This window comes from Pseudomonas putida S13.1.2, from assembly GCF_000498395.2.
Lineage (GTDB): Bacteria > Pseudomonadota > Gammaproteobacteria > Pseudomonadales > Pseudomonadaceae > Aquipseudomonas > Aquipseudomonas putida_Q.
In genome coordinates this window covers 5375923-5397972 of record NZ_CP010979.1, presented here as the reverse complement: position 1 = coordinate 5397972, position 22050 = coordinate 5375923, and the positions used below count along the sequence as shown (strand labels likewise).

Below are 22050 nucleotides of genomic sequence, written 5' to 3'. Positions count from 1 at the left end.
TCGCCAGTCTTTGATACGCCCTCCGAGACCTTCCGCGTGCCCGACGTCATCCTGCGCCTTGCCCTGCCCTCCCCGCTGCGTCGCCTGTTCGACTACAAGGCACCCGCGAGCATGGCGCGCCAGGCTTTGAGCCCAGGCATGCGCATACGCGTGCCCTTCGGCCGCCGCGAAATGATCGGCGTGCTGGTGGAGGTGTGCGCGCAGAGCGAGGTGCCCGCCGACAAGCTCAAGCCGGCCAGCGCCCTGCTCGACCCGGTGTCACCAGTGCCGCCATCGCTGTTCAAGCTGTGCCTGTGGACCGCCCAGTACTACCAGCACAGCCTGGGCGACACCCTGAGCTGGGCCCTGCCGACGCTGTTGCGCCAGGGCGAACCTGCCGAGATGCGCCAGGAGCGCTTCTGGCACGTCGCCCCCGGCGCCCGCCTGGAAGACCCGCGCATCGCCCGCGCGCCGCGCCAGCGCGACGCCCTCAAGACCCTGGCCCAGCACCCGCACGGCGTGGCCCACAGCCTGCTGGCCAAGCTCAACCTGAACAAGGACAGCCTCGACCTGCTGCTGGCCAAGGAACTGGTACAGATTGAAGTTCGCCGGCACCTGCCGGCGCTACGCCACGAACACTGGCTGGCGCAGCCGGAATTGCCGCTGAACGAGGAGCAACGCGACGCCTTTGACGCGGTGCGCGAAGGTTTTGGGGGCTTTGGTGCTTTCCTGCTGGCCGGCGTCACCGGCAGCGGCAAGACCGAGGTCTACCTGCAGCTGATTCGTGAAACCCTCGAAGCCGGGAAGCAGGCGCTGGTGCTGATTCCGGAGATCAACCTGGGCCCGCAGACCCTGGCGCGCTTCGAGCAACGCTTCAACGCCCGCATCGCCCTGTTGCATTCGGCAGTGAGCGACCGTGAGCGCCTGGACGCCTGGCTGGCTGCCCGGGACGGCGAGGCCGACATCATCATCGGCACCCGCTCGGCATTGTTCACGCCGATGAAAAACCCCGGCCTGATCATCATCGACGAAGAGCACGACGGCTCCTATAAACAGCAGGAAGGGCTGCGCTACCACGCCCGCGACCTGGCACTGGTGCGCGCCCACCAGGAGAACATCCCGATCCTGCTAGGTTCTGCCACGCCGTCGCTGGAGACCCTGCACAACGCCCTTACCGGCCGCTACCGCCTGCTGCGCATGAACCAGCGCGCTGGTGGAGCCCGCCCGCCGCGCATGCTGCGCCTGGATGTAAAGAGCCTGCCACTGGACAGCGGCATCAGCGGCCCACTGCAACAAGCCATCCGCCAGACCCTGGAGGCAGGCCAGCAAGTGCTGGTATTCCTCAACCGTCGCGGCTTCGCCCCGACCCTGCTGTGCCACGACTGTGGCTGGCTGTCCGAGTGCCCACGCTGTGATGCTCGCATGACCGTGCACCAGCGCTCGGCCGTGCTGCGCTGCCACCATTGCGGCTATGACGAACGCCTGCCGCACCAGTGCCCGAAGTGCAACCACGTTGACCTGCGCCCGGTCGGCGCGGGTACCGAGCGCGCCGAAGAGCGCCTGAAAGTGCTGTTTCCGGACTACCCGATCCTGCGGGTGGACCGCGACAGCACGGCGCGCAAGGACGCCATGCACAACCTGTTCAGTACCATTCAACGGGGCCAGCCGAGCATCCTTGTCGGTACGCAGATGCTTGCCAAAGGGCACCACTTCCCGCGGGTGACCCTGGTGGCCATCCTCGATGCCGATGGCGGGCTGTTCTCGGGCGATTTCCGCGCCGGCGAGCGCATGGCGCAGCTGATCGTACAGGTGGCCGGGCGGGCCGGGCGGGCCGAAGAGCCAGGCAAGGTGATCATCCAGACCCACCTGGCCGACCACCCGCTGCTGGTGCAGCTTACCGAGCAGGGCTACTTCGCCTTTGCCGAACAGGCCCTGGATGAGCGCCGCGCCGCCGGGCTGCCGCCTTACTCCCACCTGGCCTTGCTGCGTGCCGAAGCACACAAGCCCGGGCAAGCTGAAAGTTTTCTCGACGAAGCCTGCGCCGCCGCCGAGCGCCTGGTGGCCGAACAGCGCCTGCCGGGCATCGAACTGCTGGGCCCGGTGCCGGCACCCATGGAGCGCCGCGCCGGACGCTTCCGCGCACAACTGTTGATACAGGCCAATACCCGGGCGCCTTTGCATCGACTGATCAGCGCCTGGTTGCTAGTGTTGGAGCAGATGCCCAGCGGGCGCCAGGTACGTTGGTCGCTGGACGTCGACCCGGTCGACCTCTATTGAGCTGCAAGCTACGAGCTACAAGGCACAAGCAAGAGCATGGCGGATGCGATGCCGCTTTTTCTTGCAGCTTGTGGCTTGCAGCTTGCCGCTCAAAGGTTGGCAACCCGCTCCCGGCAACGGATAATGCCCAGTTTTTCCACCTGCGCATCCAGGCGCTCACCGCGCTTGCGGTCGAAAAGAGATCCCCATGAAAGACACCATTCGCCAGCTGATCCAGCAAGCCCTCACCCAACTCGTCACCGACGGTGTGCTGCCTGACGGGCTGTCGCCGGCGATCCAGGTGGAAAACGCCCGGGACAAGACCCACGGCGACTTCGCCAGCAACATCGCCATGATGCTGGCCAAGCAGGCTGGCATGAAGCCACGCGACCTGGCCGAAAAACTGATCGCCGCCCTGCCGGCCAGCGCCGACATCAGCAAGGTGGAAATCGCTGGCCCCGGCTTCCTCAACTTCTTCCAGAACACCGAAGCCCTGGCCAACCGCCTGGATGCCGCCCTGGCCGATGACCATCTGGGCGTGCGCAAGGCCGGCCCGCGCGAAAAGGTCGTCATCGACATGTCGGCGCCAAACCTGGCCAAAGAGATGCACGTCGGCCACCTGCGCTCGACCATCATCGGTGACAGCGTCGCACGCGTGCTGGAATTCTTGGGTGACAACGTCATCCGCCAGAACCACGTCGGCGACTGGGGTACCCAGTTCGGCATGCTGATGGCCTACCTGCAGGAAAACCCGATCACCAGTGACGAGCTGTCAGACCTGGAAAACTTCTACCGGGCGGCGAAGAAACGCTTCGACGAATCCGAAGAGTTCGCCACGCGCGCCCGTGGCCTGGTGGTCAAGCTGCAGGCCGGCGACCCTGAGTGCCTGGCCCTGTGGACCCGCTTCAAGGACATCTCGCTGTCGCACTGCCAGAAGACCTACGAGCTGCTCAACGTCAAACTGACCATGGCCGATGTGATGGGCGAAAGCGCCTACAACGACGACCTGGCCAACGTGGTAGCTGACCTCAAGGCCAAGGGCCTGCTGGTCGAGGACCAAGGCGCCCAGTGCGTATTCCTCGAGGAATTCAAAAACAGCGAAGGCGAACCCCTGCCGGTGATCGTGCAAAAAGCCGACGGCGGCTACCTGTACGCCACCACCGACCTGGCCGCCGTGCGCTACCGCAGCAACGTGCTCAACGCTGACCGCGCCCTGTACTTCGTCGACCAGCGCCAGGCCCTGCACTTCAACCAGGTATTCGAAGTGGCACGCCGTGCAGGTTTTGTCGGCCACCCGATGCAGATGGAGCACATGGGCTTCGGCACCATGAACGGCGCCGACGGCCGCCCGTTCAAGACCCGTGACGGCGGCACCGTCAAGCTGATCGACCTGCTCACCGAGGCCAAGGAGCGCGCCTACGCGCTGGTCAAGGAAAAGAACCCGAGCCTGGCCGACGAAGACCTGCGACACATCGGCGAAGTGGTGGGCATTGGCGCGGTGAAATACGCCGACCTGTCCAAGCACCGCACCAGCGACTACAGCTTCAACTTCGAGCTGATGCTCAACTTCGAAGGCAACACCGCCCCGTACCTGCTGTACGCCTACACCCGCGTAGCCGGCGTATTCCGCAAGCTGGGCAAAAGCTTTGACGAAGTCGACGGCAAGATCGTGTTGCAGGCCGACCATGAGCAGGACCTGGCTGCCCGCCTGGCGCAGTTTGGCGAAACCCTCAACAGCGTCGCCGAAAAAGGCACGCCACACGTGCTGTGCAGCTACCTGTACGACCTGGCCGGCCTGTTCTCCAGCTTCTACGAGAACTGCCCGATCCTCGCCGCCGAAACCCCGGAGCAACAGCAGAGCCGCCTGCGCCTCGCCGCCCTGACCGGCCGCACCCTCAAACAAGGTCTGGAACTGCTCGGCCTGGAAACCCTGGAGCGCATGTAAGTTGGCTGCCAAGAAAAAACCCGCCCCCAAACGCGGCGCCAGCCGCCAGACGGCGCCGGCCAAACAGCCGATCCCTGGTTGGGTATGGATGGCCGTCGGCCTCACCGTCGGCGCGTTCATCGTGTTCCTGATGAAGCTTGAGCCCGGTGGCGAAGACATCAAGCGCGCCAAGCCCGAGCAGCAGAAGCCGGAGAAAGTGGCCGAAGCCAGCAAGCCTGCGCAGGCCACCCCACAGCAGCCGGTGAAGCCGAAGTACGACTTCTACACCCTGCTGCCGGAGTCCGAGGTGATCGTGCCGCCGGAGGCCGTGCCCGAGAAGACACCGCCGGTACCCGCCCAGCCGGTGACCCCGGTGACGCCGGCAGAAGCTGCAAAAATCGACACCGCGCGCGCCCAGGCGGCGTTGCTGGGCCAGACCCCGCCACCGCCGCCGCCGGTGATCAAGCCAGCAGCGACCACCCAGTACTTCCTGCAGGCTGGCTCGTTCCGCAAGCAGGCCGATGCCGACAAGGTCCGCGCGCAGATCATCCTGCTGGGGCAGTCGGTGAAGGTGGAGTCGGGTACGGTCAAGGACGAGACCTGGTACCGCGTACTGGTCGGGCCGTTCAGCAACCGTGAGCAACTGACCGGGGCGCAGAAGCAACTGGCCGGGGCCGGGTTCAGCAATCTGTTGCTGCAACAGCGGCAGACGCGTCAGTAACCCAGCAACAAAAAAGGCCTTGTCGCTTCGGTGCGACAAGGCCTTTTTCATTACCCGGGAAGCATTTCAACGCAAGGCGTTGCGCTCGGACACCTGGCTGTTCAGGGTCCAGAAGTCGTACAGCACGCCCACCAGGAACAAGCCGCCGGTAAAGAAGTAGATGATGGCGGTGATCCACTTGCCCTGATACAGCCGATGCAGGCCAAACACCCCAAGGAAGGTCAGCAGAACCCAGGCGATGTTGTAGTCGATACGGCCGGACTGGAACCTCAGATCGGCTTCACGGTCCATGGACGGGATCAGAAACAGGTCGATCAGCCAACCGATGCCCAGCAGGCCGAAGGTAAAGAACCAAAGGGTCCCGGTAATCGGCTTGCCGTAATAGAAACGATGCGACCCGGTGAAGCCAAAAATCCACAGCAGGTAGCCAATGGTCTTGCTGTGCGTGTCGTGAAAGGGCGCCCCCTGTTGATAACTGTTCATGCATAGCCCTCGAGGGTTATCCGAAAATTTTCTAAAAAAAAATGTGACTTTCTCGTCTCCGGCCGACGTACGGCAGCGGGGCAATCGACCAACGGATCAAATATTGATCAAAAAGCTGTTATAAAGTTGCGCGCCCAACACATAACTATTCATAAGAGCTTCATCTATGCCGCCTTTATTCAAGACATGGCTGACCCTCTGTCTATTATTGCCCCTGGCCGCCCACGCCACCAATCGTGAGCAACGTCTTCCCAATGGTTTCACCGGCTATACCACCAATGCCTCGGTGAAACACGCGCCGGTCAAGCAGTCCGCCCTGCGCGCGCGCCCAGCCAATGCCGCCAGCAACCGCGGCTTGCCAGTCGCGGCCATGTCGCCGAAGCAGAGCAGCGATGTGCTTAGCCGTGCGGTGAATGTGCTCGGTACCCCTTATGTTTGGGGTGGCAGCAGCCCGAAAAAAGGCTTTGACTGCAGCGGGCTGGTGAAATACGCCTTCAACGATGTCGCAGACGTCGACCTGCCGCGCACCTCCAATGCCATGGCCCAAGGCCACGGCGTCAAGGTAGCCAAGGGTGACCTGAAGCCTGGTGACCTGATCTTCTTCAACATCAAGAGCCGCCGGGTAAACCATGTTGCCATCTACCTGGGCAACGACCGCTTCATCCACGCACCACGGCGTGGCAAGCGGGTGAGCATCGACAACCTGAGCAAGCCCTACTGGCAGAAACACTACGTAGTGGCCAAGCGTGTGCTGCCGAAGGAACAGCAGCAGCTGAACCTGGCCAAGCGCTAACAGGTCCGGCCTCTTCGCGGGTGAACCCGCTCCCACAGGGACCGCACAGTCTTCAAAGGCTGCTTCGTACTTGTGGGAGCGGGTTTACCCGCGAAGAGGCCAGAACAGGCACTATAGGTCTTTGATCAGCCCCTTCTCTCTCAGCTCCCGCATTGCCCCCTCCATCGTCCGCATCCCTTCTGCACCACCCGCCTGCATCACCGAACACAACTGCGCCATTCGCCCCTCCCGAACCAGGTTGCGCACCGCCGGCGTCGCCACCAGTACTTCCCGCGCCGCCACCCGCCCACCGCCCACACGCCTGACCAGCGTCTGCACCACCACAAGGCGCAGCGACTCGGCCACCATCGCCCGCACCAAGGGCTTTTCCTCGGCAGCAAACACCTCCACCAGCCGGTCAATGCTGCTGGCCGCCGAACGCGTATGCACGGTCGCCAGCACCAGGTGCCCGGTCTCGGCTGCGCGCAAGGCCAGGCGAACGCTCTCCAGGTCACGTAGCTCACCGATCATGATCACATCCGGGTCCTGGCGCAGCGCACTGCGCAGCCCCTGGGCGAAGCCGCCGCTATGGCGGCCAATCTCACGCTGGTTGATCAGGCTGCGCTGGCTGCTGTGGATAACTTCGACCGGGTCTTCGAGGGTGACGATGTGCAGCGCCCGGTCGCGGTTCAGCTGGTCGATCAACGTCGCCAGGGTGCTGGACTTGCCACTGCCGGTAGGCCCACCTACCAGGATCAGGCCATCAGTGCATTGCGCAACAGCTTGATACACATCCCCCAGGTCGAGCTCATCCAGCGTGGCGATCCGCCCCGGGATCAGCCTAAAGGTAACCCCAGGGCCGTTCAGTTGGCGAAACAGGTTCAGCCGAAAGCGGCCAAGCGCCGGCAACTCAAGCGCCAGGTCCAGCTCATCGCCCTCGGCCCACTGCCGCCTTTGGTGTTCAGCCAGCCAGGGCGCCATGCCCTCGGCCAGGTCTGCCGGCACCAGCGCCGGGAAATTCATGCGCTGCAAGTCACCCTCCAGGCGCAGCATCGGGATCTGGCCCGCCGCCAGGTGCAGGTCCGAAGCCCCCGCATTTACGGCCCGGGCCAACAGGTCGGTCACATCCATGAGACTCCCCAAAGGCCTTCAAGTAGGTAGAATGCCGCAGACCCTACAGCCGCCGGCATCCGTCCATGTCCACCCTAGCAGACAACCTTTCCGCTATTTCCGCCCGTATCGCCAGCGCTGCCCAGGCTGCCGGGCGCGATCCGGCCAGCGTCCAGTTGCTGGCTGTGAGCAAGACCAAGCCCGCCAGCGCCATTCGCGAGATCCACGCCGCTGGCGTGCGCGATGTCGGGGAAAATTACCTACAGGAAGCGCTGACAAAGCAGCAGGCCCTAAGCGACCTGCCCTTGATCTGGCACTTCATCGGCCCCATTCAGTCGAACAAGACCAAAGCCATCGCCGAGCATTTCGACTGGGTGCATTCCGTGGACCGCCTGAAAATTGCCCAACGCCTGTCCGAGCAGCGCCCTGCCGGCCTGGCGCCACTGAACCTCTGCCTGCAAGTGAACGTGAGCGGCGAAGACAGCAAGTCTGGCTGCGCCCCCGCTGACCTTCCGGCGTTGGCCAAGGCAGTTGCCGGGCTGCCCAACCTGCGCTTGCGTGGGCTGATGGCAATCCCCGAGCCCACCGACGACCGCGCTGCACAGGAAGCTGCCTTCGCCCGCTTGCGCCAGTTGCAGGAAAGCCTGGGTCTTGGCCTGGACACCCTGTCCATGGGCATGAGCCACGACCTGGAAGCGGCTATTGCACAAGGTGCGACCTGGGTACGCATCGGCACCGCCCTTTTCGGTGCTCGCGACTACGGCCAAAACTGACTCCATGCTTTACTCACTCTTCCCCACAAGGACCTGACATGAGCAAGACACGTATTGCCTTTATCGGCGCCGGCAACATGGCCGCCAGCCTGATCGGTGGTTTGCGTGCCCAGGGCCTGGACGCCTCGCAGATCCGCGCCAGCGACCCGGGCGCCGAGACCCGCACCCGCATCCAGGCCGAGCACGGCATCGAAACGTTCGAGAACAACGCCCAGGCCATCGACGGCGCCGACGTCATCGTGCTGGCGGTCAAGCCGCAGGTCATGAAAGCCGTGTGCCAGGCCCTGCAACCCAACCTGCAGGATGGCCAGCTGATCGTTTCCATCGCCGCCGGCATCACCTGTGCCAGCCTGCAAAGCTGGCTGGGCACTCGCCCGGTGGTGCGCTGCATGCCCAATACCCCTGCGCTGCTGCGCCAGGGCGTAAGCGGCCTGTACGCCACTGCTGAAGTGTCGGACGAGCAGCGCCAGCAGGCCGAACAACTGCTGTCGGCCGTCGGCACCGCCCTGTGGCTGGAGCAGGAACAACAACTGGACGCAGTGACCGCTGTATCCGGCAGTGGCCCTGCGTACTTCTTCCTGCTGATCGAGGCCATGACCGCCGCAGGCGAAAAACTCGGCCTGCCACGTGAAACCGCTTCCCAGCTGACCTTGCAGACCGCCCTGGGTGCTGCCCGCATGGCGGTTGCCAGCGATGTCGATGCCGCCGAGCTGCGCCGCCGCGTCACTTCGCCCGCCGGCACCACCGAAGCTGCGATCAAGTCGTTCCAGGCCAGCGGCTTCGAAGCCATCGTCGAGCAGGCGCTGCAGGCTGCGGCCACGCGCTCCGCCGAGCTGGCCGAACAACTGGGCAAATAAGGAGCTTTAGATGAATGCACTGTCCGGCGCTGCGATCTTCGTGGTGCAAACCCTGGTCAGCCTCTACCTGGTGATCGTCCTGCTGCGTTTTGTCCTGCAACTGGTCAAAGCCAACTTCTATAACCCGCTGTGCCAGTTCGCGGTGCGCGCCACGCAGCCGCTGCTCAAGCCGATCCGCCGGATCATCCCCAGCATCGGCGGGCTGGATACCTCGTCGCTGTTGCTGGCGGTCATCATCCAGGCCCTGCTGATGGGCTTCGTGCTGATGGTCACCTACGGCACCTTCGGTGATGTCCTGCACCTGCTGATGTGGGCGATCATTGGTATCACTTCGCTGTTCCTGAAGATCTTCTGGGTGGCGATGATCGTCATGGTGATCGTCTCGTGGGTCGCCCCCAACAGCCACAACCCGGCAGCCGAACTGGCCTACCAGATCAGCGAGCCGGTGCTCGCACCGTTCCGCCGCATCGTGCCCAACCTGGGCGGCATGGACATCTCGCCGATCTTCGCCTTCCTGGCGATCCAGGTGCTCCAGTCGTTCGTCATGCCCCCGCTGGCCGCCTACGCGGGCATGCCACAAGAACTGTGGCGCATGATCTGACCCTGGTTGCTTCCAGCGGCAAGCCTTTGCTTGCCGCTGGGGGTAGCGCTCTTTAGACTTACGCCTCCGTCAAGCGTGAGCAGGGTCGATGTCCACTGTCTTTCCCGAAGATTCCGTCGGTCTGGTAGTACCGCAAACCGCCCGGTTCGATGAACCGCTGGCACTGGCTTGTGGCCGCTCCCTGGCCAGTTACGAGCTGGTCTACGAGACCTATGGCACCCTGAACGCCAGCGCGAGCAACGCGGTGCTGATCTGCCATGCCCTGTCCGGCCACCACCATGCCGCCGGCTACCATGCCGCCACTGACCGCAAACCGGGCTGGTGGGACAGCTGCATTGGCCCTGGCAAACCGATCGACACCAACCGCTTCTTCGTGGTCAGCCTGAACAACCTCGGCGGCTGCAACGGCAGCACCGGCCCCAGCAGCGTCAACCCGGCCACGGGCAAGCCTTACGGCGCCGACTTCCCGGTACTGACCGTGGAGGACTGGGTACACAGCCAGGTGCGCCTGGGCGAGCGCCTGGGCATCCAGCAATGGGCCGCTGTCGTCGGCGGCAGCCTGGGCGGCATGCAGGCACTGCAATGGACCATCAGCTACCCGGAGCGTGTGCGCCACTGCGTCGACATCGCCTCGGCACCCAAGCTGTCGGCGCAGAACATCGCCTTCAACGAAGTGGCTCGCCAGGCCATCCTCACCGACCCCGAATTCCATGGTGGTTCGTTCCAGGACCAAGGCGTCATTCCCAAGCGCGGCCTGATGCTGGCACGCATGGTCGGCCACATCACCTACCTGTCCGACGACTCGATGGGTGAAAAATTTGGCCGTGAGCTGAAAAGCGACAAGCTCAACTACGACTTCCACAGCGTCGAGTTCCAGGTCGAAAGCTACCTGCGCTACCAGGGCGAGGAATTTTCCGGCCGTTTCGACGCCAACACCTACCTGCTGATGACCAAGGCGCTGGACTACTTCGACCCGGCTGCTGCCCAAGGCGGCGATCTGGCTGCCACCCTGGCTCACGTCAAGGCGGATTACTGCATCATGTCGTTCACCACCGACTGGCGCTTCTCGCCGGCCCGCTCGCGCGAGATCGTCGACGCCCTGATGGCTGCGCGCAAGAACGTCTGCTACCTGGAGATCGAATCGCCTTACGGGCACGATGCCTTCCTGATCCCCACGCCTCGCTACATGCAGGGTTTCTCGAACTACATGAACCGCATTGCCATCTGAGGACAGCATGAGAGCCGATCTGGAAATCATCCACGACTGGATCCCCGCCGGCAGCCGGGTACTCGACCTGGGCTGCGGCAGCGGCGAACTGCTGGCCTCGCTGCGTGACCGCAAACAGGTCACCGGCTATGGCCTGGAGATCGACGCCGACAACATCGCCGCCTGCGTGGCCAAGGGCGTCAACGTCATCGAGCAGGACCTGGACAAGGGCCTGGGCAACTTCGCCAGCAACAGTTTCGACGTAGTGATCATGACCCAGGCCCTGCAGGCCGTGGAGTACCCCGACCGCATCCTCGACGAGATGCTGCGCGTGGGCCGCCAGTGCATCATCACCTTCCCCAACTTCGGCCACTGGCGCTGCCGCTGGTACCTGGCGACCAAAGGCCGCATGCCGGTATCGGACTTCATGCCGTATACCTGGTACAACACGCCGAACATCCACTTCTGCACCTTCGCCGACTTCGAAGAGCTGGTGCACGAACGCAGGGCCAAGGTCCTGGACCGCCTGGCCGTCGACCACCTGCACCGCAACGGGTGGGGTGGCCGGCTATGGCCTAATCTTCTAGGTGAGATCGGCATCTACCGCGTCAGCAGCCCCGGCCTGCAAGAGCACCAGCTGGCTGTCTGACGCCCACCGGAGGAATCGCCCCATGCGTCGCCTAGCCCTGTTCCTGATCAGCCTGTGCCTGGCATTGCCGGCACTGGCTGCCGATGCCGCCCGGCCCGAGCGCAAGGAAGTGTTTGGCAACGTGACGGTGCATTACAGCGCATTCACGTCGAGCATGCTTACACCCGAGGTGGCCGCAGCCACCGGCCTGGTACGCAGCAAGAACCAGGGCGTGCTCAACATTGCCGTGCTCAAGGCCGACAAACCTGCCACGGCGGTGGTCAGCGGCACGGTCAAGGACCTGACCGGGCGCAGCAGCCCGCTGTCGTTCAAGCAGGTTACCGAACAGGGCGCGGTGTACTACATCGCCCAGTTCAAGATCGACCAGCCAGAAACCGTCACCTTCGACCTGAACATCGAAACCGGCGGCATCAGCAACTCCCTCAGCTTCAACCAGGAAGTGTTCCCAGGCGAATGATGAATTTCCAGCAACTCGTATTGGCCAGCCATAACGCCGGCAAACTCAAGGAACTCCAGGCCATGCTTGGCCAGTCCGTGCAGCTGCGCTCGATTGGCGAGTTCAGCCAGATCGAGCCGGAAGAAACCGGCCTGTCGTTCGTCGAGAACGCCATCCTCAAGGCACGCAACGCCGCGCGTATTTCCGGCCTACCCGCCTTGGCCGACGATTCCGGCCTGGCCGTGGACTTCCTCGGGGGTGCGCCGGGCATCTACTCGGCACGCTATGCCGACGGCAAGGGTGACGCAGCGAACAACGCCAAGCTGCTCGAGGCCCTGAAAGACGTGCCCGAGGCCGAGCGCGGCGCGCAGTTCGTCTGCGTCCTGGCGCTGGTGCGCCATGCCGACGACCCACTGCCGATCCTGTGCGAAGGCCTGTGGCACGGCAGCATCCTGTTCGAGGCTAGCGGCGAGCACGGTTTCGGCTACGACCCGCTGTTCTGGGTACCGGAGCGCAACTGCTCCAGCGCCGACCTGGCCCCTGTGGACAAAAACCAGCTCAGCCACCGCGCCCGTGCCATGGCCCTGCTGCGCCAACGTCTGGGCCTGGCATGATCGAAATGCTGTCTTCCCCCGGCGCGGCGGCCTTTACCAGCCTGCCGCCGCTGGCGCTGTACATCCACATCCCGTGGTGCGTACGCAAATGCCCTTACTGCGACTTCAACTCCCACGCTGCCGGGCCTGAACTGCCGGAAGACGCGTACGTCACAGCCCTGCTGGACGACCTCGACCAGGAGCTGGCCGCCGTACAGGGCCGCCCGATCAGCTCGATCTTCTTTGGTGGCGGTACGCCCAGCCTGTTCAGTGCCGATGCCCTGGGCCGGCTGCTGCGCGGCGTGGAACAACGCATCCCGTTCGCGCCAGACATCGAAATCACCCTGGAGGCCAACCCGGGCACGTTCGAGCAGGACAAGTTCAAGGCCTACCGGCAAACCGGCATCAACCGCCTCTCCATCGGCGTTCAGAGCTTCCAGGCCGCCAAGCTGGAGGCGCTGGGACGCATCCACAATGGCGACGAAGCGGTCCGTGCTACCGGCATGGCGCGTGCTGCCGGCTTCGACAACTTCAACATGGACCTGATGCACGGCCTGCCCGACCAGTCTCTGGATGACGCACTGGACGACCTGCGCCAGGCCATCGACCTGGGCCCGACGCACCTGTCGTGGTACCAGCTGACCGTGGAACCGAACACGGTGTTCTGGAACCAGCCGCCAGAGCTGCCCGAAGACGACATCCTCTGGGATATCCAGGAGGCCGGCCAGGCACTGATGGCCGAGCACGGCTATCGCCAATACGAGGTCTCGGCCTATGCCCAGGCGGGCCGCGCAGCCCAGCACAACCTCAACTACTGGCGCTTTGGCGACTTCATCGGCATTGGTGCCGGTGCACACGGCAAGCTGACCTTCGCCGACGGGCGCATCCTGCGCACCTGGAAAACCCGCCTGCCCAAGGACTACCTGAACCTGGCCAAGCCGTTCAAGGCCGGCGAGAAGTTGCTGCCGGTCGACGAGCTGCCGTTCGAGTTCCTGATGAACGCCTTGCGGCTTACCGATGGCGTGGAAGCGGAACTGTTCACCCAGCGCACCGGTTTGCCGCTGGCACAGCTGCGCGAGGCACGCCGCGCCGCCGAACAAAAAGGCCTTTTACAGGTCGAACCGGATCGACTGGTAGCCACGCCAAGGGGCCAGTTGTTCCTCAATGACCTGCTGCAGTATTTCTTGACCTAAGGATGACCCATGGATCTGGTACTTGATCTGCTCGCGACGGTTTCCCGCTGGAGCCGCGGCAACCTGTCGGAGATTTCCCTGGCCTTGGTAGGCTGCCTGCTGGTGCTGTTCGGCAGCGATGTGAAAGCCTGGGCCGAACAACGCCTGGGTGGCCTGGCGGGTGCACTGCGGGTGCCGTTCATGGCGCTGATGGTGATGATCGGCAGCGGTGCGGCGCTGATCTATGCCACGCCGTGGGTGGTGAAGGGGTTGGCACAGTTCAACAACTACGCGCTGGCGCCGGTGTTGCTGGTGGTGCTGGTGTTGATTGGTGTGGTGGCTGATCGCCGAGGCTAACGGTTGCAAAAAGCTGCCCCGGGAAACCAGGGCAGCCCTACCACCTGACTAGCCCTTAACGGGCATCATCGAAGTGGTCACGCATGAAGTCCCGAACGGTCTTGAGCACAATCAAGATCCGAATGAGCTTCCAGACGCGGCTCAGCGCATCAAGCAAACGCTTCATATGCCTTGGCCTCCGTGTTGGCGGGCCAATCTTCCAGCATCTAACCGGCACTTCGATGCCTTCGAAAACTCTGGGGACGTTTTCGGTGAAGTGGCCAGGTTAATGGCCCTTCGAAGTCAGTTACCGGCACGGTTCTCAGGCCATGTCGAAGGGGCCGGAAAGCAGAATTCTTCTCCTACCCGACCCATCACCGAATTTTTCCCCACAGGAGCAACACGATGATAATTGGGATGCGCAATCAAAGCTGTTAACCGCGCAGACACACGTGATGCTGGATATTTCTGATCGTTGACGCGCCCTTTTTGGCTGCTTATGATCCCCTGACTGTGGGGGCGTTTTCGGTGAGGTCCCAGAGCGAAGGATACTCAGTCCTGTCGCTCACAAAAAAACCGCCTTTCTCAAGGCGGTTTTTTTTCGCCCGCATTTCTGCAAGCACCAGCACATCGAAAGGCCAGATTAGCCGATCAATCCACCTTCTCGAACTTCAAATCCCACACCCCATGCCCAAGCCGCTCGCCGCGGCGTTCGAACTTGGTGATCGGGCGCTCTTCGGGGCGTGGCACGTAGGTGCCGTCGGCCGCACGGTTGCGATAGCCCGGGGCTGCGCTCATCACTTCCAGCATGTACTCGGCATACGGCTCCCAGTCGGTGGCCATGTGGAACACGCCACCGGGCTTGAGCTTGCGACGTACCAGCTCGGCAAACTCCAGCTGGACGATACGGCGCTTGTGGTGGCGCGCCTTGTGCCAAGGGTCGGGGAAGAACAGCATCAGGCGGTCGAGGCTGTTGTCCGCCACGCAGCGGTTCAGCACTTCGATGGCATCGCAGTCGTACACCCGCAGGTTCTTCAGGCCCTGGGTCAGTACGCCGTTGAGCAGCGCGCCGACACCCGGGCGGTGCACTTCTACACCGATAAAATCCTGCTCAGGCGCGGCAGCCGCCATTTCCAGCAGGGAATGGCCCATGCCGAAGCCGATCTCCAGGGTGCGCGGCGCCGAACGGCCGAACACCTGGTCGTAGTCCACCGGGCTGTCGGCCAGCGGCAGGATGTACAGCGGGCCGCCCTGGTCCAGGCCGCGTTGCTGGCCTTCGGTCATGCGCCCGGCGCGCATCACGAAGCTCTTGATGCGGCGGTGTGGGCGGGCTTCGCCGTCGGGGGTGATCGGCGTATCGTGCGATTCAGTCATCAGGAGCTCTTACTTGATCAGACCATCCAGCGGCGAAGAGGCGCTGGCATAGAGTTTCTTCGGCATACGGCCGGCCAGGTAGGCCATGCGACCGGCGACGATGGCGTGCTTCATGGCTTCGGCCATCAGCACCGGCTGCTGGGCGTGGGCGATGGCCGAGTTCATCAGCACCGCCTCGCAGCCCATTTCCATGGCGATGGTGGCGTCGGAAGCGGTACCCACACCGGCATCGACCAGCACCGGCACCTTGGACTCTTCCAGGATGATCTGCAGGTTGTAGGGGTTGCAGATACCCAGGCCGGTGCCAATCAGGCCAGCCAGCGGCATGACCGCGATGCAGCCGGCTTCAGCCAGCTGACGGGCGATGATCGGGTCGTCGCTGGTGTACACCATCACGTCGAAACCTTCCTTGACCAGCACTTCGGCGGCCTTGAGGGTTTCGATCACGTTGGGGAACAGGGTTTTCTGGTCGGCCAGCACTTCCAGCTTTACCAGCGTGCGGGATTCGTGCGACTTGCGCCCATCGAGCAGTTCGCGCGCCAGACGGCAAGTGCGTACCGCTTCCACCGCGTCAAAGCAGCCTGCAGTGTTCGGCAGGATGGTGTACTTGTCGGGCGACAGTACGTCGAGCAGGTTCGGCTCGCCCGCATTCTGGCCAAGGTTGGTGCGGCGCACGGCGACGGTGACGATTTCGGCACCCGAGGCCTCGGTGGCCAGGCGGGTTTCTTCCATGTCACGGTACTTGCCGGTGCCGACCAGCAGGCGCGACTGGAAAGTACGCCCGGCCAGGGTGAAGGGCTTGTCGCTACGAACGTTGCTCATCGTTGTTCCTCGGGAATAGGTTGCTGGGCTTGCTTGTAAACCGCCGGGCTGCTGTCAGCCACCACCGATGGCGTGGACCACTTCGACCTGGTCGCCGTCGTTCAGCAGCGTGCTGTCGTGCTGGCTACGCGGCACGATGTCCAGGTTCAGCTCTACTGCCACACGGCGCCCGGTCAGCTCCAGGCGCGTCAGCAGGGCTGCAACGCTTTCGCCAGCAGGCAGTTCGTAAGGTTCACCGTTCAGTTGAATGCGCATGCGCACGGCCACCATTGTTCTTTGGGGCCCGCATTCTAGCGCCGAACCCACCTGCAACCCAAGGCCGGTGCACGCCATTAGTCGCGATTGTGGACCACTCGGTCAGCCCAGCCGCCAGGCTGCCAGGCCCAGGCACAGCCAGCCGGCCAGGAAGCACAGGCCGCCGATCGGCGTGATGATGCCCAGCTTGCCCAGGCCGCTGAGGGTCAGCAGGTACAAGCTGCCGGAGAACAGCACGATGCCTAAGGCAAACAGGCCGCCAGCCCAGCCGATCAGGCGCCCGGGCAGGTGCACCGAGAGCACGGCGACACCGAAGATCGCCAAGGCATGCACCAGCTGGTAGGTCACGCCCGTGTGGAAGATCGCCAGGTAGTCTGCCGTCAACCGGCTTTTCAGGCCGTGGGCAGCGAAGGCACCCAGGGCGACCCCGGTAAAGCCGAAAAAGGCGGCAAGCATCAGGAAGCTGCGAAGCATGGGACGACTCCTTGTATCGGGTCTGTATAATGGCCCCTTCCACCCGTACGGCCAAGCCATCGACATGCTGCCAACCCTTATCCGTCGCCTCTCCCGCGCCCTGCTCTGGTTCGCTGCCGGCAGCATCGTGCTGGTGCTGGTGTTCCGCTGGGTGCCACCGCCCGGCACGGCGCTGATGGTCGAGCGCAAGGTCCAGTCCTGGGTCAATGGCGAGCCGATCGACCTGCAGCGCGACTGGGAGCCGTGGGAGAACATCTCCGATGAGCTGAAGGTTGCCGTTATCGCGGGCGAGGACCAGAAGTTCGCCAGCCACTGGGGGTTCGACATCCCGGCTATCCAGGCCGCACTGGCCTACAACGAGCGTGGCGGCAGTGTGCGCGGTGCCAGCACCCTGACCCAGCAAGTGGCCAAGAACCTGTTCCTGTGGTCCGGACGCAGCTGGTTCCGTAAAGGGCTGGAGGCCTGGTTCACCGCGCTGATCGAGCTGTTCTGGTCGAAAGAGCGCATTCTCGAGGTTTATCTGAACAGTGCCGAATGGGGCAAGGGCGTGTTTGGTGCCCAGGCGGCGGCGCGTTATCACTTTGGTGTCGATGCCAGCCGGCTCAGCCGCCAGCAGGCCGCACAACTGGCCGCAGTGCTGCCAAGCCCGATCAAGTGGAGTGCCAGCCGGCCGAGCGCCTATGTGGCTAGCCGGGCGGGGTGGATTCGCCGGCAGATGAGCCAGTTGGGCGGGCCCAGCTACCTGATGCAGCTCGATACTTCGCGCAAGCTTTGAGCTTTTTGGGGCTGCTGCGCAGCCCATCGCGACACAAGGCCGCTCCCACAGGCGACCGCGACCCCGTGTAGGAGCGGCCTTGTGTCGCGATGGGCCGCAAAGCGGCCGCAAAATCTCACCGGCAAAAAAAAGCCGCTCACCTTATCCAGGCAAGCGGCTCTGTTTGCAGCCAGGCTCGATCAGGCAGCGATCAATGCCTTGACCTTGTTCATCGCATTTTTCTCCAGCTGGCGAATCCGCTCAGCCGATACGCTGTACTTGTCGGCCAGCTCATGCAGCGTGGCCTTCTCTTCCGCCAACCAGCGCTGATAGAGAATATCGCGGCTACGCTCGTCCAGCCCTTGCAGCGCTTCGTGCAGGTTGCTGGTGGAGTTGTCGCTCCAGTCGGCATCCTCCAGCTGCACCGCCGGGTCGTAACGGTGGTCTTCCAGGTAATGCGCAGGCGACTGGAAGGCGCTGTCGTCGTCAGCTTCTGCTGCCGGGTCGAAGGCCATGTCCTGGCCGCTGAGGCGGCTTTCCATCTCGCGCACTTCACGCGGTTCGACGCCGAGGCTTTCCGCCACGCGATGCACTTCGTCGTTGTTCAGCCAGGCCAGACGCTTCTTCTGGCTGCGCAGGTTGAAGAACAGCTTGCGCTGGGCCTTGGTGGTGGCCACCTTGACGATGCGCCAGTTGCGCAGGATGAACTCGTGGATCTCTGCCTTGATCCAGTGCACGGCGAACGACACCAGGCGCACGCCCATTTCCGGGTTGAAGCGCTTGACGGCCTTCATCAGGCCGACGTTGCCTTCCTGGATCAGGTCAGCCTGTGCCAGACCGTAGCCGGCATAGCTACGGGCGATGTGTACGACGAAACGCAGGTGGGCCATCACCATTTGACGAGCGGCCTCGACATCCTGCTCATAATAGAGACGCTCGCCCAGATCACGCTCCTGCTCGACCGTCAGCAGCGGGATGCTGTTGACCGTGTGCACATAGGCTTCCAGGTTTGCACCGGGTACCAGGGCATAGGCAGGTTGCAACGATGTGGTCATTCAAGAACCTCCGACTTACTAAACTCGCGCCTTGTGGGCGCTGCCAACATTGACCTGGAACGACGGTACAAGTTCCGTAGTGAAGAAAATGTCAATGCTGGCACGTAAAAACTATCGCGGCGCCAGCTCGTTCAGATGACGAGCGACGGCAATCCATGCACCGATATACCCCAACAGCACCGCTCCGATCAAGAGCGACAGACCATCGGACGCCGGCACCCCGCCCAGGGCGAAGTCACTGCCGTACAGCCCGGAAAGCCCTACCACCGCGTCGTTGAGCCAGTTCAGGCCAAACGCCAGGATACCCCACGCCAGCAGCCCCGCACCCAGGCCGTACAAGGCGCCCATGTACAGGAAAGGCCGGCGCACGTAGGCGTCAGTGCCGCCTACCAACTTGATCACTTCGATCTCGACACGGCGGTTTTCAATGTGTAGACGAATTGTGTTACCGATTACTAACAGCAGGGCAGAAATCAGCATCACGGCCAGGCCGAAGACGAAGCGGTCACCCAGTTTGAGGATGGCCGCCAGGCGCTCGACCCACACCAGGTCAAGTTGCGCCACTTCCACCCGCGGCAGCTCCGACAGGCGTTGACGCAAGGCATCCAGGGCGGGCTTGTCGACCTCGGTCGGGGTTACCACCACCACGCCAGGCAGCGGGTTGTCGGGCAGTTCGCGCAAGGCCTCGCCCAAGCCGGACTGCTGCTGGAATTCCTCCAGCGCCTGCTCGCGGCTGACAAATTGCGCGTCCGCCACCCCAGGCATGCCCTTGATCTCGTCGCGCAGCGCTTCACCATCGCGGCTGCCGGCATCGAGCTTGAGGTACAGCGAAATCTGCGCAGCGCGCTGCCACGAACCGCCCAGCTGCTCGACGTTCTTCAGCAGCAACGACAGGCCCATGGGCATGCTCAGCGCCACCGCCATCACCAGGCAGGTGAAAAAGCTGCCGATCGGCTGCTTGCCCAGACGGCGCAGGCTGTCGGCCATGCTGGCACGGTGGCTTTCCAGCCAGGCATGCAGCAGTGTGCGGAAATCAGGGCCGTCATCGTCCTCGCCGCGCTTTTTCTTCTCCGGTTGCGGGTCGGCCGGCTTTGGCGCAACCCGCTCGGAAACCTTTGGCGTACGTATAGTGCTCATTGCCCGGCCTCCCCATCGCCGATCAAGCGGCCGCGCTGCAAGGTCAGCATGCGGTGGCGCATGCGCGCAATCAGTGCCAGGTCGTGGCTGGCGATCAATACCGTGGTCCCCAGCCGGTTGATGTCCTCGAACACACCCATGATCTCTGCTGCCAGGCGCGGGTCGAGGTTACCGGTGGGCTCGTCGGCCAGCAGCAGGGCCGGCTGGTGAACGATGGCCCGGGCGATACCCACCCGCTGCTGCTGCCCGGTGGACAGGTCGGCGGGGAACAGTTCGCCCTTGTCAGACAGCGAAACGCGCTCCAGCGCCGAATCCACTCGCTTGGCGATCTCGGCCTTGGACAAGCCGAGAATCTGCAGTGGCAAGGCGATGTTGTTGAACACCGTGCGGTCGAACAACAGCTGGTGGTTCTGGAACACCACGCCGATCTGCCGACGCAGGAACGGGATCTGCGCATTGCTGATCTGGCCCAGGTCCTGCCCGGCCAACATGAGCTTGCCGCTGGTCGGGCGCTCCATGGCCAGCAACAGACGCAGCAAGGTGCTCTTGCCGGCACCCGAGTGGCCGGTGACGAACAGGAATTCGCCCCGGCGCGCCCGGAAACTCAGCTCATGCAAACCCACATGACCGTTGGGATAGCGCTTGGCAACCTGTTCGAATCGGATCATGGTCAGTCTCGCTCGGCGAACAGAGCCTTGACGAACGGCTCGGCTTCGAAGGTGCGCAGGTCATCGATGCCTTCACCGACACCGATGAAGCGGATCGGGATGTTGAACTGCTTGGCCAGGGCGAAGATCACCCCGCCTTTGGCAGTGCCGTCCAGCTTGGTCAGGGCCAGGCCGGTCAGTTCGACGCTCTGGTTGAAGTACTTGGCCTGGCTGATGGCGTTCTGGCCGGTACCGGCATCAAGCACCAGCAGCACCTCGTGGGGCGCATCGGCGTCGAGCTTGCCGATGACCCGGCGGACCTTCTTCAGCTCTTCCATCAGGTTGTCTTTGGTGTGCAGGCGGCCGGCAGTGTCGGCGATCAGCACGTCGGCGCCACGGGCCTTGGCGGCCTGCACGGCGTCGAAGATCACCGACGCGGAGTCGGCGCCGGTGTGCTGGGCGATCACCGGAATCTGGTTACGCTCACCCCACACCTGCAGCTGCTCGACCGCTGCGGCACGGAAGGTGTCCCCCGCAGCCAGCATGACTTTCTTGCCTTCCAGCTGCAGCTTTTTCGCCAGTTTGCCGATGGTGGTGGTCTTGCCGGCGCCGTTCACGCCAACCACGAGGATGACATAGGGCTTGTTCTGCGCCTGCACTTTCAGCGGCTGCTCGACCGGGCGCAGCAACGCGGCCAGTTCTTCCTGCAGCGACTTGTAAAGCGCGTCGGCGTCGGCCAGCTGCTTGCGGGCAACCTTTTGGGTCAGGTTCTGGACGATGGCCGAGGTGGCTTCCACACCCACGTCGGCGGTCAGCAGGCGGGTCTCGATTTCGTCGAGCAGGTCGTCGTCGATGACCTTCTTGCCGAGGAACAGGCTGGCCATGCCTTCGCCGATGCTGGCGCTGGTCTTGGACAGGCCTTGCTTCAGGCGGGCAAAGAAGCCGGGTTTGGCTTGTTCGGTAACGGCCGCAGCCACAGGCTCGGGCTCTGGTTGCACCGGCTCTGCTGCCGGACGCTCGGGGATCGCTGGCGGGGCTTTTGGCTCCAGGTCAGGGACGAGAGCGACGGGCTCCTCGGCAACGGGCAGTACCAGGTTGCTGACCGGGGGTTCGACGGCTTGAATGGCCGGGGCTGCTACTGGCGCAGGGGTTTCGAGCTGCGGGGCGGCAGGCTCCGCATTCGCGGGCACGCCCGCTCCCACAGGGGTGGGGGCAGGCTCAGGCGCTGGGGTGACCACTACTGGCGCAGGCGCAGCCTCAGGGACCGGGGCAGCCACCGGAGCAGGTGCAGGCTCAAAGACTGGCGCGACCACCGGGGCAGGTACAGGCTCAGGGGCCACTGCTGGCTCAGCAGCCAGAGGGGCCTCAGCTGCAGGTGCAGGTGCTTCAGCAACCACCGGCTCGACCGGAGCAGCTTCAGCGTGCTCGACGGCGGATGGCGGCGCTACCGGCTCTGTGGCCTGGGATTCAGGGGCTTGTGGCTGTTCGGCGACAGGTTGCTGCGGCTTCTTGCGAAACCAGCTGAACAGGCCTTTCTTCTCGCCAGCCTCGGCCGGCGCTTTCTTGTCGTCGTTGGAACCAAACATGGAGGACGGCTATCTCAGGGTAGCGATGAGCCAGCAATGGCACATCGGGAATTCTCTCTACGCAGAACAGACTATCT

The 22050-nt window shown here is 63.6% G+C and carries 24 protein-coding genes; 14 read left to right on the top strand and 10 right to left on the bottom strand.

Going from position 1 to position 22050, the window contains the following annotated elements; genetic code table 11:
• The first annotated feature begins 36 nt into the window (after positions 1–36).
• From N805_RS23880 to N805_RS23870, 3 genes are all read left to right on the top strand, one after another.
• On the top strand, positions 37–2256 hold the full coding sequence (locus tag N805_RS23880) for a primosomal protein N' (protein ID WP_019472093.1): 2220 nt from the start codon (positions 37–39) through the stop codon (positions 2254–2256).
• Positions 2257–2443: 187 nt separating this feature from the next.
• Complete coding sequence (gene argS, locus N805_RS23875) at positions 2444–4180, top strand: arginine--tRNA ligase (RefSeq protein ID WP_019472092.1); 1737 nt, start codon at positions 2444–2446, stop codon at positions 4178–4180.
• A 1-nt stretch (position 4181) separates the two neighbouring features.
• Entirely contained in the window at positions 4182–4880 is a 699-nt protein-coding gene (locus N805_RS23870; protein WP_019472091.1) for an SPOR domain-containing protein, read from the top strand.
• Positions 4881–4946: 66 nt separating this feature from the next.
• Here the strand turns inward: N805_RS23870 and N805_RS23865 are convergent, their stop codons facing one another.
• Positions 4947–5363 carry an NINE protein gene (locus N805_RS23865; RefSeq protein ID WP_016489634.1) on the bottom strand — a complete coding sequence of 139 codons (417 nt, stop codon included), beginning with the start codon at positions 5361–5363 and terminating at the stop codon, positions 4947–4949.
• Positions 5364–5529: 166 nt separating this feature from the next.
• Between N805_RS23865 and N805_RS23860 the strand changes: the two genes are divergently transcribed.
• Complete coding sequence (locus N805_RS23860) at positions 5530–6156, top strand: C40 family peptidase (protein WP_019472090.1); 627 nt, start codon at positions 5530–5532, stop codon at positions 6154–6156.
• A gap of 111 nt (positions 6157–6267) precedes the next feature.
• Here the strand turns inward: N805_RS23860 and N805_RS23855 are convergent, their stop codons facing one another.
• On the bottom strand, positions 6268–7266 hold the full coding sequence (locus N805_RS23855) for a type IV pilus twitching motility protein PilT (protein ID WP_019472089.1): 999 nt from the start codon (positions 7264–7266) through the stop codon (positions 6268–6270).
• Positions 7267–7331: 65 nt separating this feature from the next.
• On the opposite strand from N805_RS23855, the gene N805_RS23850 reads away from it, so the two are divergent.
• From N805_RS23850 to N805_RS23810, 9 genes are all read left to right on the top strand, one after another.
• Positions 7332–8018, top strand: a complete 687-nt coding sequence (locus tag N805_RS23850; protein WP_019472088.1) for a YggS family pyridoxal phosphate-dependent enzyme — start codon at positions 7332–7334, stop codon at positions 8016–8018.
• Between the two features lie 38 nt (positions 8019–8056).
• Complete coding sequence (gene proC, locus N805_RS23845) at positions 8057–8875, top strand: pyrroline-5-carboxylate reductase (RefSeq protein ID WP_019472087.1); 819 nt, start codon at positions 8057–8059, stop codon at positions 8873–8875.
• A gap of 10 nt (positions 8876–8885) precedes the next feature.
• Positions 8886–9476, top strand: coding sequence for a YggT family protein (locus tag N805_RS23840; protein WP_019472086.1), 591 nt, complete (start codon positions 8886–8888; stop codon positions 9474–9476).
• Positions 9477–9564: 88 nt separating this feature from the next.
• On the top strand, positions 9565–10704 hold the full coding sequence (gene metX, locus N805_RS23835) for a homoserine O-succinyltransferase MetX (protein ID WP_019472085.1): 1140 nt from the start codon (positions 9565–9567) through the stop codon (positions 10702–10704).
• Between the two features lie 7 nt (positions 10705–10711).
• Complete coding sequence (gene metW, locus N805_RS23830) at positions 10712–11332, top strand: methionine biosynthesis protein MetW (RefSeq protein ID WP_003249106.1); 621 nt, start codon at positions 10712–10714, stop codon at positions 11330–11332.
• Between the two features lie 22 nt (positions 11333–11354).
• Positions 11355–11789, top strand: a complete 435-nt coding sequence (locus tag N805_RS23825) for a DUF4426 domain-containing protein (RefSeq protein ID WP_019472084.1) — start codon at positions 11355–11357, stop codon at positions 11787–11789.
• On the top strand, positions 11786–12382 hold the full coding sequence (rdgB, locus tag N805_RS23820) for an RdgB/HAM1 family non-canonical purine NTP pyrophosphatase (protein ID WP_019472083.1): 597 nt from the start codon (positions 11786–11788) through the stop codon (positions 12380–12382). The genes N805_RS23825 and rdgB overlap by 4 nt, the downstream gene beginning before the upstream one ends.
• Complete coding sequence (gene hemW, locus N805_RS23815; protein WP_019472082.1) at positions 12379–13554, top strand: radical SAM family heme chaperone HemW; 1176 nt, start codon at positions 12379–12381, stop codon at positions 13552–13554. The genes rdgB and hemW overlap by 4 nt, the downstream gene beginning before the upstream one ends.
• A 9-nt stretch (positions 13555–13563) precedes the next feature.
• Positions 13564–13890 (top strand): DUF3392 domain-containing protein, encoded by a 327-nt coding sequence (locus N805_RS23810; protein ID WP_019472081.1) that lies wholly within the window; start codon positions 13564–13566, stop codon positions 13888–13890.
• Positions 13891–14520: 630 nt separating this feature from the next.
• Here the strand turns inward: N805_RS23810 and trmB are convergent.
• The 4 genes from trmB to N805_RS23790 form a co-directional block, all read right to left on the bottom strand.
• Positions 14521–15243, bottom strand: a complete 723-nt coding sequence (trmB, locus tag N805_RS23805) for a tRNA (guanosine(46)-N7)-methyltransferase TrmB (protein ID WP_004575478.1) — start codon at positions 15241–15243, stop codon at positions 14521–14523.
• A gap of 9 nt (positions 15244–15252) precedes the next feature.
• A complete protein-coding gene (locus tag N805_RS23800) occupies positions 15253–16065 on the bottom strand; it encodes a thiazole synthase (protein ID WP_016489647.1) in 813 nt (270 codons plus the stop codon).
• Between the two features lie 54 nt (positions 16066–16119).
• Positions 16120–16320, bottom strand: a complete 201-nt coding sequence (gene thiS / locus N805_RS23795; RefSeq protein ID WP_033692437.1) for a sulfur carrier protein ThiS — start codon at positions 16318–16320, stop codon at positions 16120–16122.
• A gap of 102 nt (positions 16321–16422) precedes the next feature.
• Positions 16423–16794, bottom strand: a complete 372-nt coding sequence (locus N805_RS23790; RefSeq protein ID WP_019472079.1) for a DUF423 domain-containing protein — start codon at positions 16792–16794, stop codon at positions 16423–16425.
• A gap of 64 nt (positions 16795–16858) precedes the next feature.
• Between N805_RS23790 and mtgA the strand changes: the two genes are divergently transcribed.
• Positions 16859–17569, top strand: coding sequence for a monofunctional biosynthetic peptidoglycan transglycosylase (gene mtgA / locus N805_RS23785; protein WP_026034526.1), 711 nt, complete (start codon positions 16859–16861; stop codon positions 17567–17569).
• Between the two features lie 179 nt (positions 17570–17748).
• On the opposite strand, the gene rpoH is transcribed toward mtgA, so the two are convergent.
• The 4 genes from rpoH to ftsY form a co-directional block, all read right to left on the bottom strand.
• The gene (gene rpoH / locus N805_RS23780) at positions 17749–18603 is read right to left on the bottom strand and encodes an RNA polymerase sigma factor RpoH (RefSeq protein WP_003249083.1); all 855 of its coding nucleotides are present in this window, start codon (positions 18601–18603) and stop codon (positions 17749–17751) included.
• Between the two features lie 111 nt (positions 18604–18714).
• The gene (gene ftsX, locus N805_RS23775; RefSeq protein WP_019473971.1) at positions 18715–19740 is read right to left on the bottom strand and encodes a permease-like cell division protein FtsX; all 1026 of its coding nucleotides are present in this window, start codon (positions 19738–19740) and stop codon (positions 18715–18717) included.
• On the bottom strand, positions 19737–20408 hold the full coding sequence (ftsE, locus tag N805_RS23770; protein ID WP_012274659.1) for a cell division ATP-binding protein FtsE: 672 nt from the start codon (positions 20406–20408) through the stop codon (positions 19737–19739). Before ftsE ends, ftsX begins: the two co-directional genes overlap by 4 nt.
• 2 nt (positions 20409–20410) lie before the next feature.
• On the bottom strand, positions 20411–21973 hold the full coding sequence (gene ftsY / locus N805_RS23765; RefSeq protein WP_028614101.1) for a signal recognition particle-docking protein FtsY: 1563 nt from the start codon (positions 21971–21973) through the stop codon (positions 20411–20413).
• Positions 21974–22050: the final 77 nt, after the last annotated feature.

Excerpts from the sequence above, each read along its gene's own strand:
- hemW (WP_019472082.1), top strand. The coding sequence starts at position 12,379 with ATGATCGAAATGCTGTCTTCCCCCGGCGCGGCGGCCTTTACCAGCCTG.
- N805_RS23850 (WP_019472088.1), top strand. The coding sequence starts at position 7,332 with ATGTCCACCCTAGCAGACAACCTTTCCGCTATTTCCGCCCGTATCGCC.
- ftsX (WP_019473971.1), bottom strand. The coding sequence starts at position 19,740 with ATGAGCACTATACGTACGCCAAAGGTTTCCGAGCGGGTTGCGCCAAAG.
- metX (WP_019472085.1), top strand. The coding sequence starts at position 9,565 with ATGTCCACTGTCTTTCCCGAAGATTCCGTCGGTCTGGTAGTACCGCAA.
- N805_RS23800 (WP_016489647.1), bottom strand. The coding sequence starts at position 16,065 with ATGAGCAACGTTCGTAGCGACAAGCCCTTCACCCTGGCCGGGCGTACT.
- trmB (WP_004575478.1), bottom strand. The coding sequence starts at position 15,243 with ATGACTGAATCGCACGATACGCCGATCACCCCCGACGGCGAAGCCCGC.
- N805_RS23840 (WP_019472086.1), top strand. The coding sequence starts at position 8,886 with ATGAATGCACTGTCCGGCGCTGCGATCTTCGTGGTGCAAACCCTGGTC.
- N805_RS23825 (WP_019472084.1), top strand. The coding sequence starts at position 11,355 with ATGCGTCGCCTAGCCCTGTTCCTGATCAGCCTGTGCCTGGCATTGCCG.
- argS (WP_019472092.1), top strand. The coding sequence starts at position 2,444 with ATGAAAGACACCATTCGCCAGCTGATCCAGCAAGCCCTCACCCAACTC.
- N805_RS23810 (WP_019472081.1), top strand. The coding sequence starts at position 13,564 with ATGGATCTGGTACTTGATCTGCTCGCGACGGTTTCCCGCTGGAGCCGC.
- rdgB (WP_019472083.1), top strand. The coding sequence starts at position 11,786 with ATGATGAATTTCCAGCAACTCGTATTGGCCAGCCATAACGCCGGCAAA.
- metW (WP_003249106.1), top strand. The coding sequence starts at position 10,712 with ATGAGAGCCGATCTGGAAATCATCCACGACTGGATCCCCGCCGGCAGC.
- mtgA (WP_026034526.1), top strand. The coding sequence starts at position 16,859 with ATGCTGCCAACCCTTATCCGTCGCCTCTCCCGCGCCCTGCTCTGGTTC.
- N805_RS23855 (WP_019472089.1), bottom strand. The coding sequence starts at position 7,266 with ATGGATGTGACCGACCTGTTGGCCCGGGCCGTAAATGCGGGGGCTTCG.
- proC (WP_019472087.1), top strand. The coding sequence starts at position 8,057 with ATGAGCAAGACACGTATTGCCTTTATCGGCGCCGGCAACATGGCCGCC.
- thiS (WP_033692437.1), bottom strand. The coding sequence starts at position 16,320 with ATGCGCATTCAACTGAACGGTGAACCTTACGAACTGCCTGCTGGCGAA.
- ftsE (WP_012274659.1), bottom strand. The coding sequence starts at position 20,408 with ATGATCCGATTCGAACAGGTTGCCAAGCGCTATCCCAACGGTCATGTG.
- N805_RS23860 (WP_019472090.1), top strand. The coding sequence starts at position 5,530 with ATGCCGCCTTTATTCAAGACATGGCTGACCCTCTGTCTATTATTGCCC.
- rpoH (WP_003249083.1), bottom strand. The coding sequence starts at position 18,603 with ATGACCACATCGTTGCAACCTGCCTATGCCCTGGTACCCGGTGCAAAC.
- ftsY (WP_028614101.1), bottom strand. The coding sequence starts at position 21,973 with ATGTTTGGTTCCAACGACGACAAGAAAGCGCCGGCCGAGGCTGGCGAG.
- N805_RS23865 (WP_016489634.1), bottom strand. The coding sequence starts at position 5,363 with ATGAACAGTTATCAACAGGGGGCGCCCTTTCACGACACGCACAGCAAG.
- N805_RS23790 (WP_019472079.1), bottom strand. The coding sequence starts at position 16,794 with ATGCTTCGCAGCTTCCTGATGCTTGCCGCCTTTTTCGGCTTTACCGGG.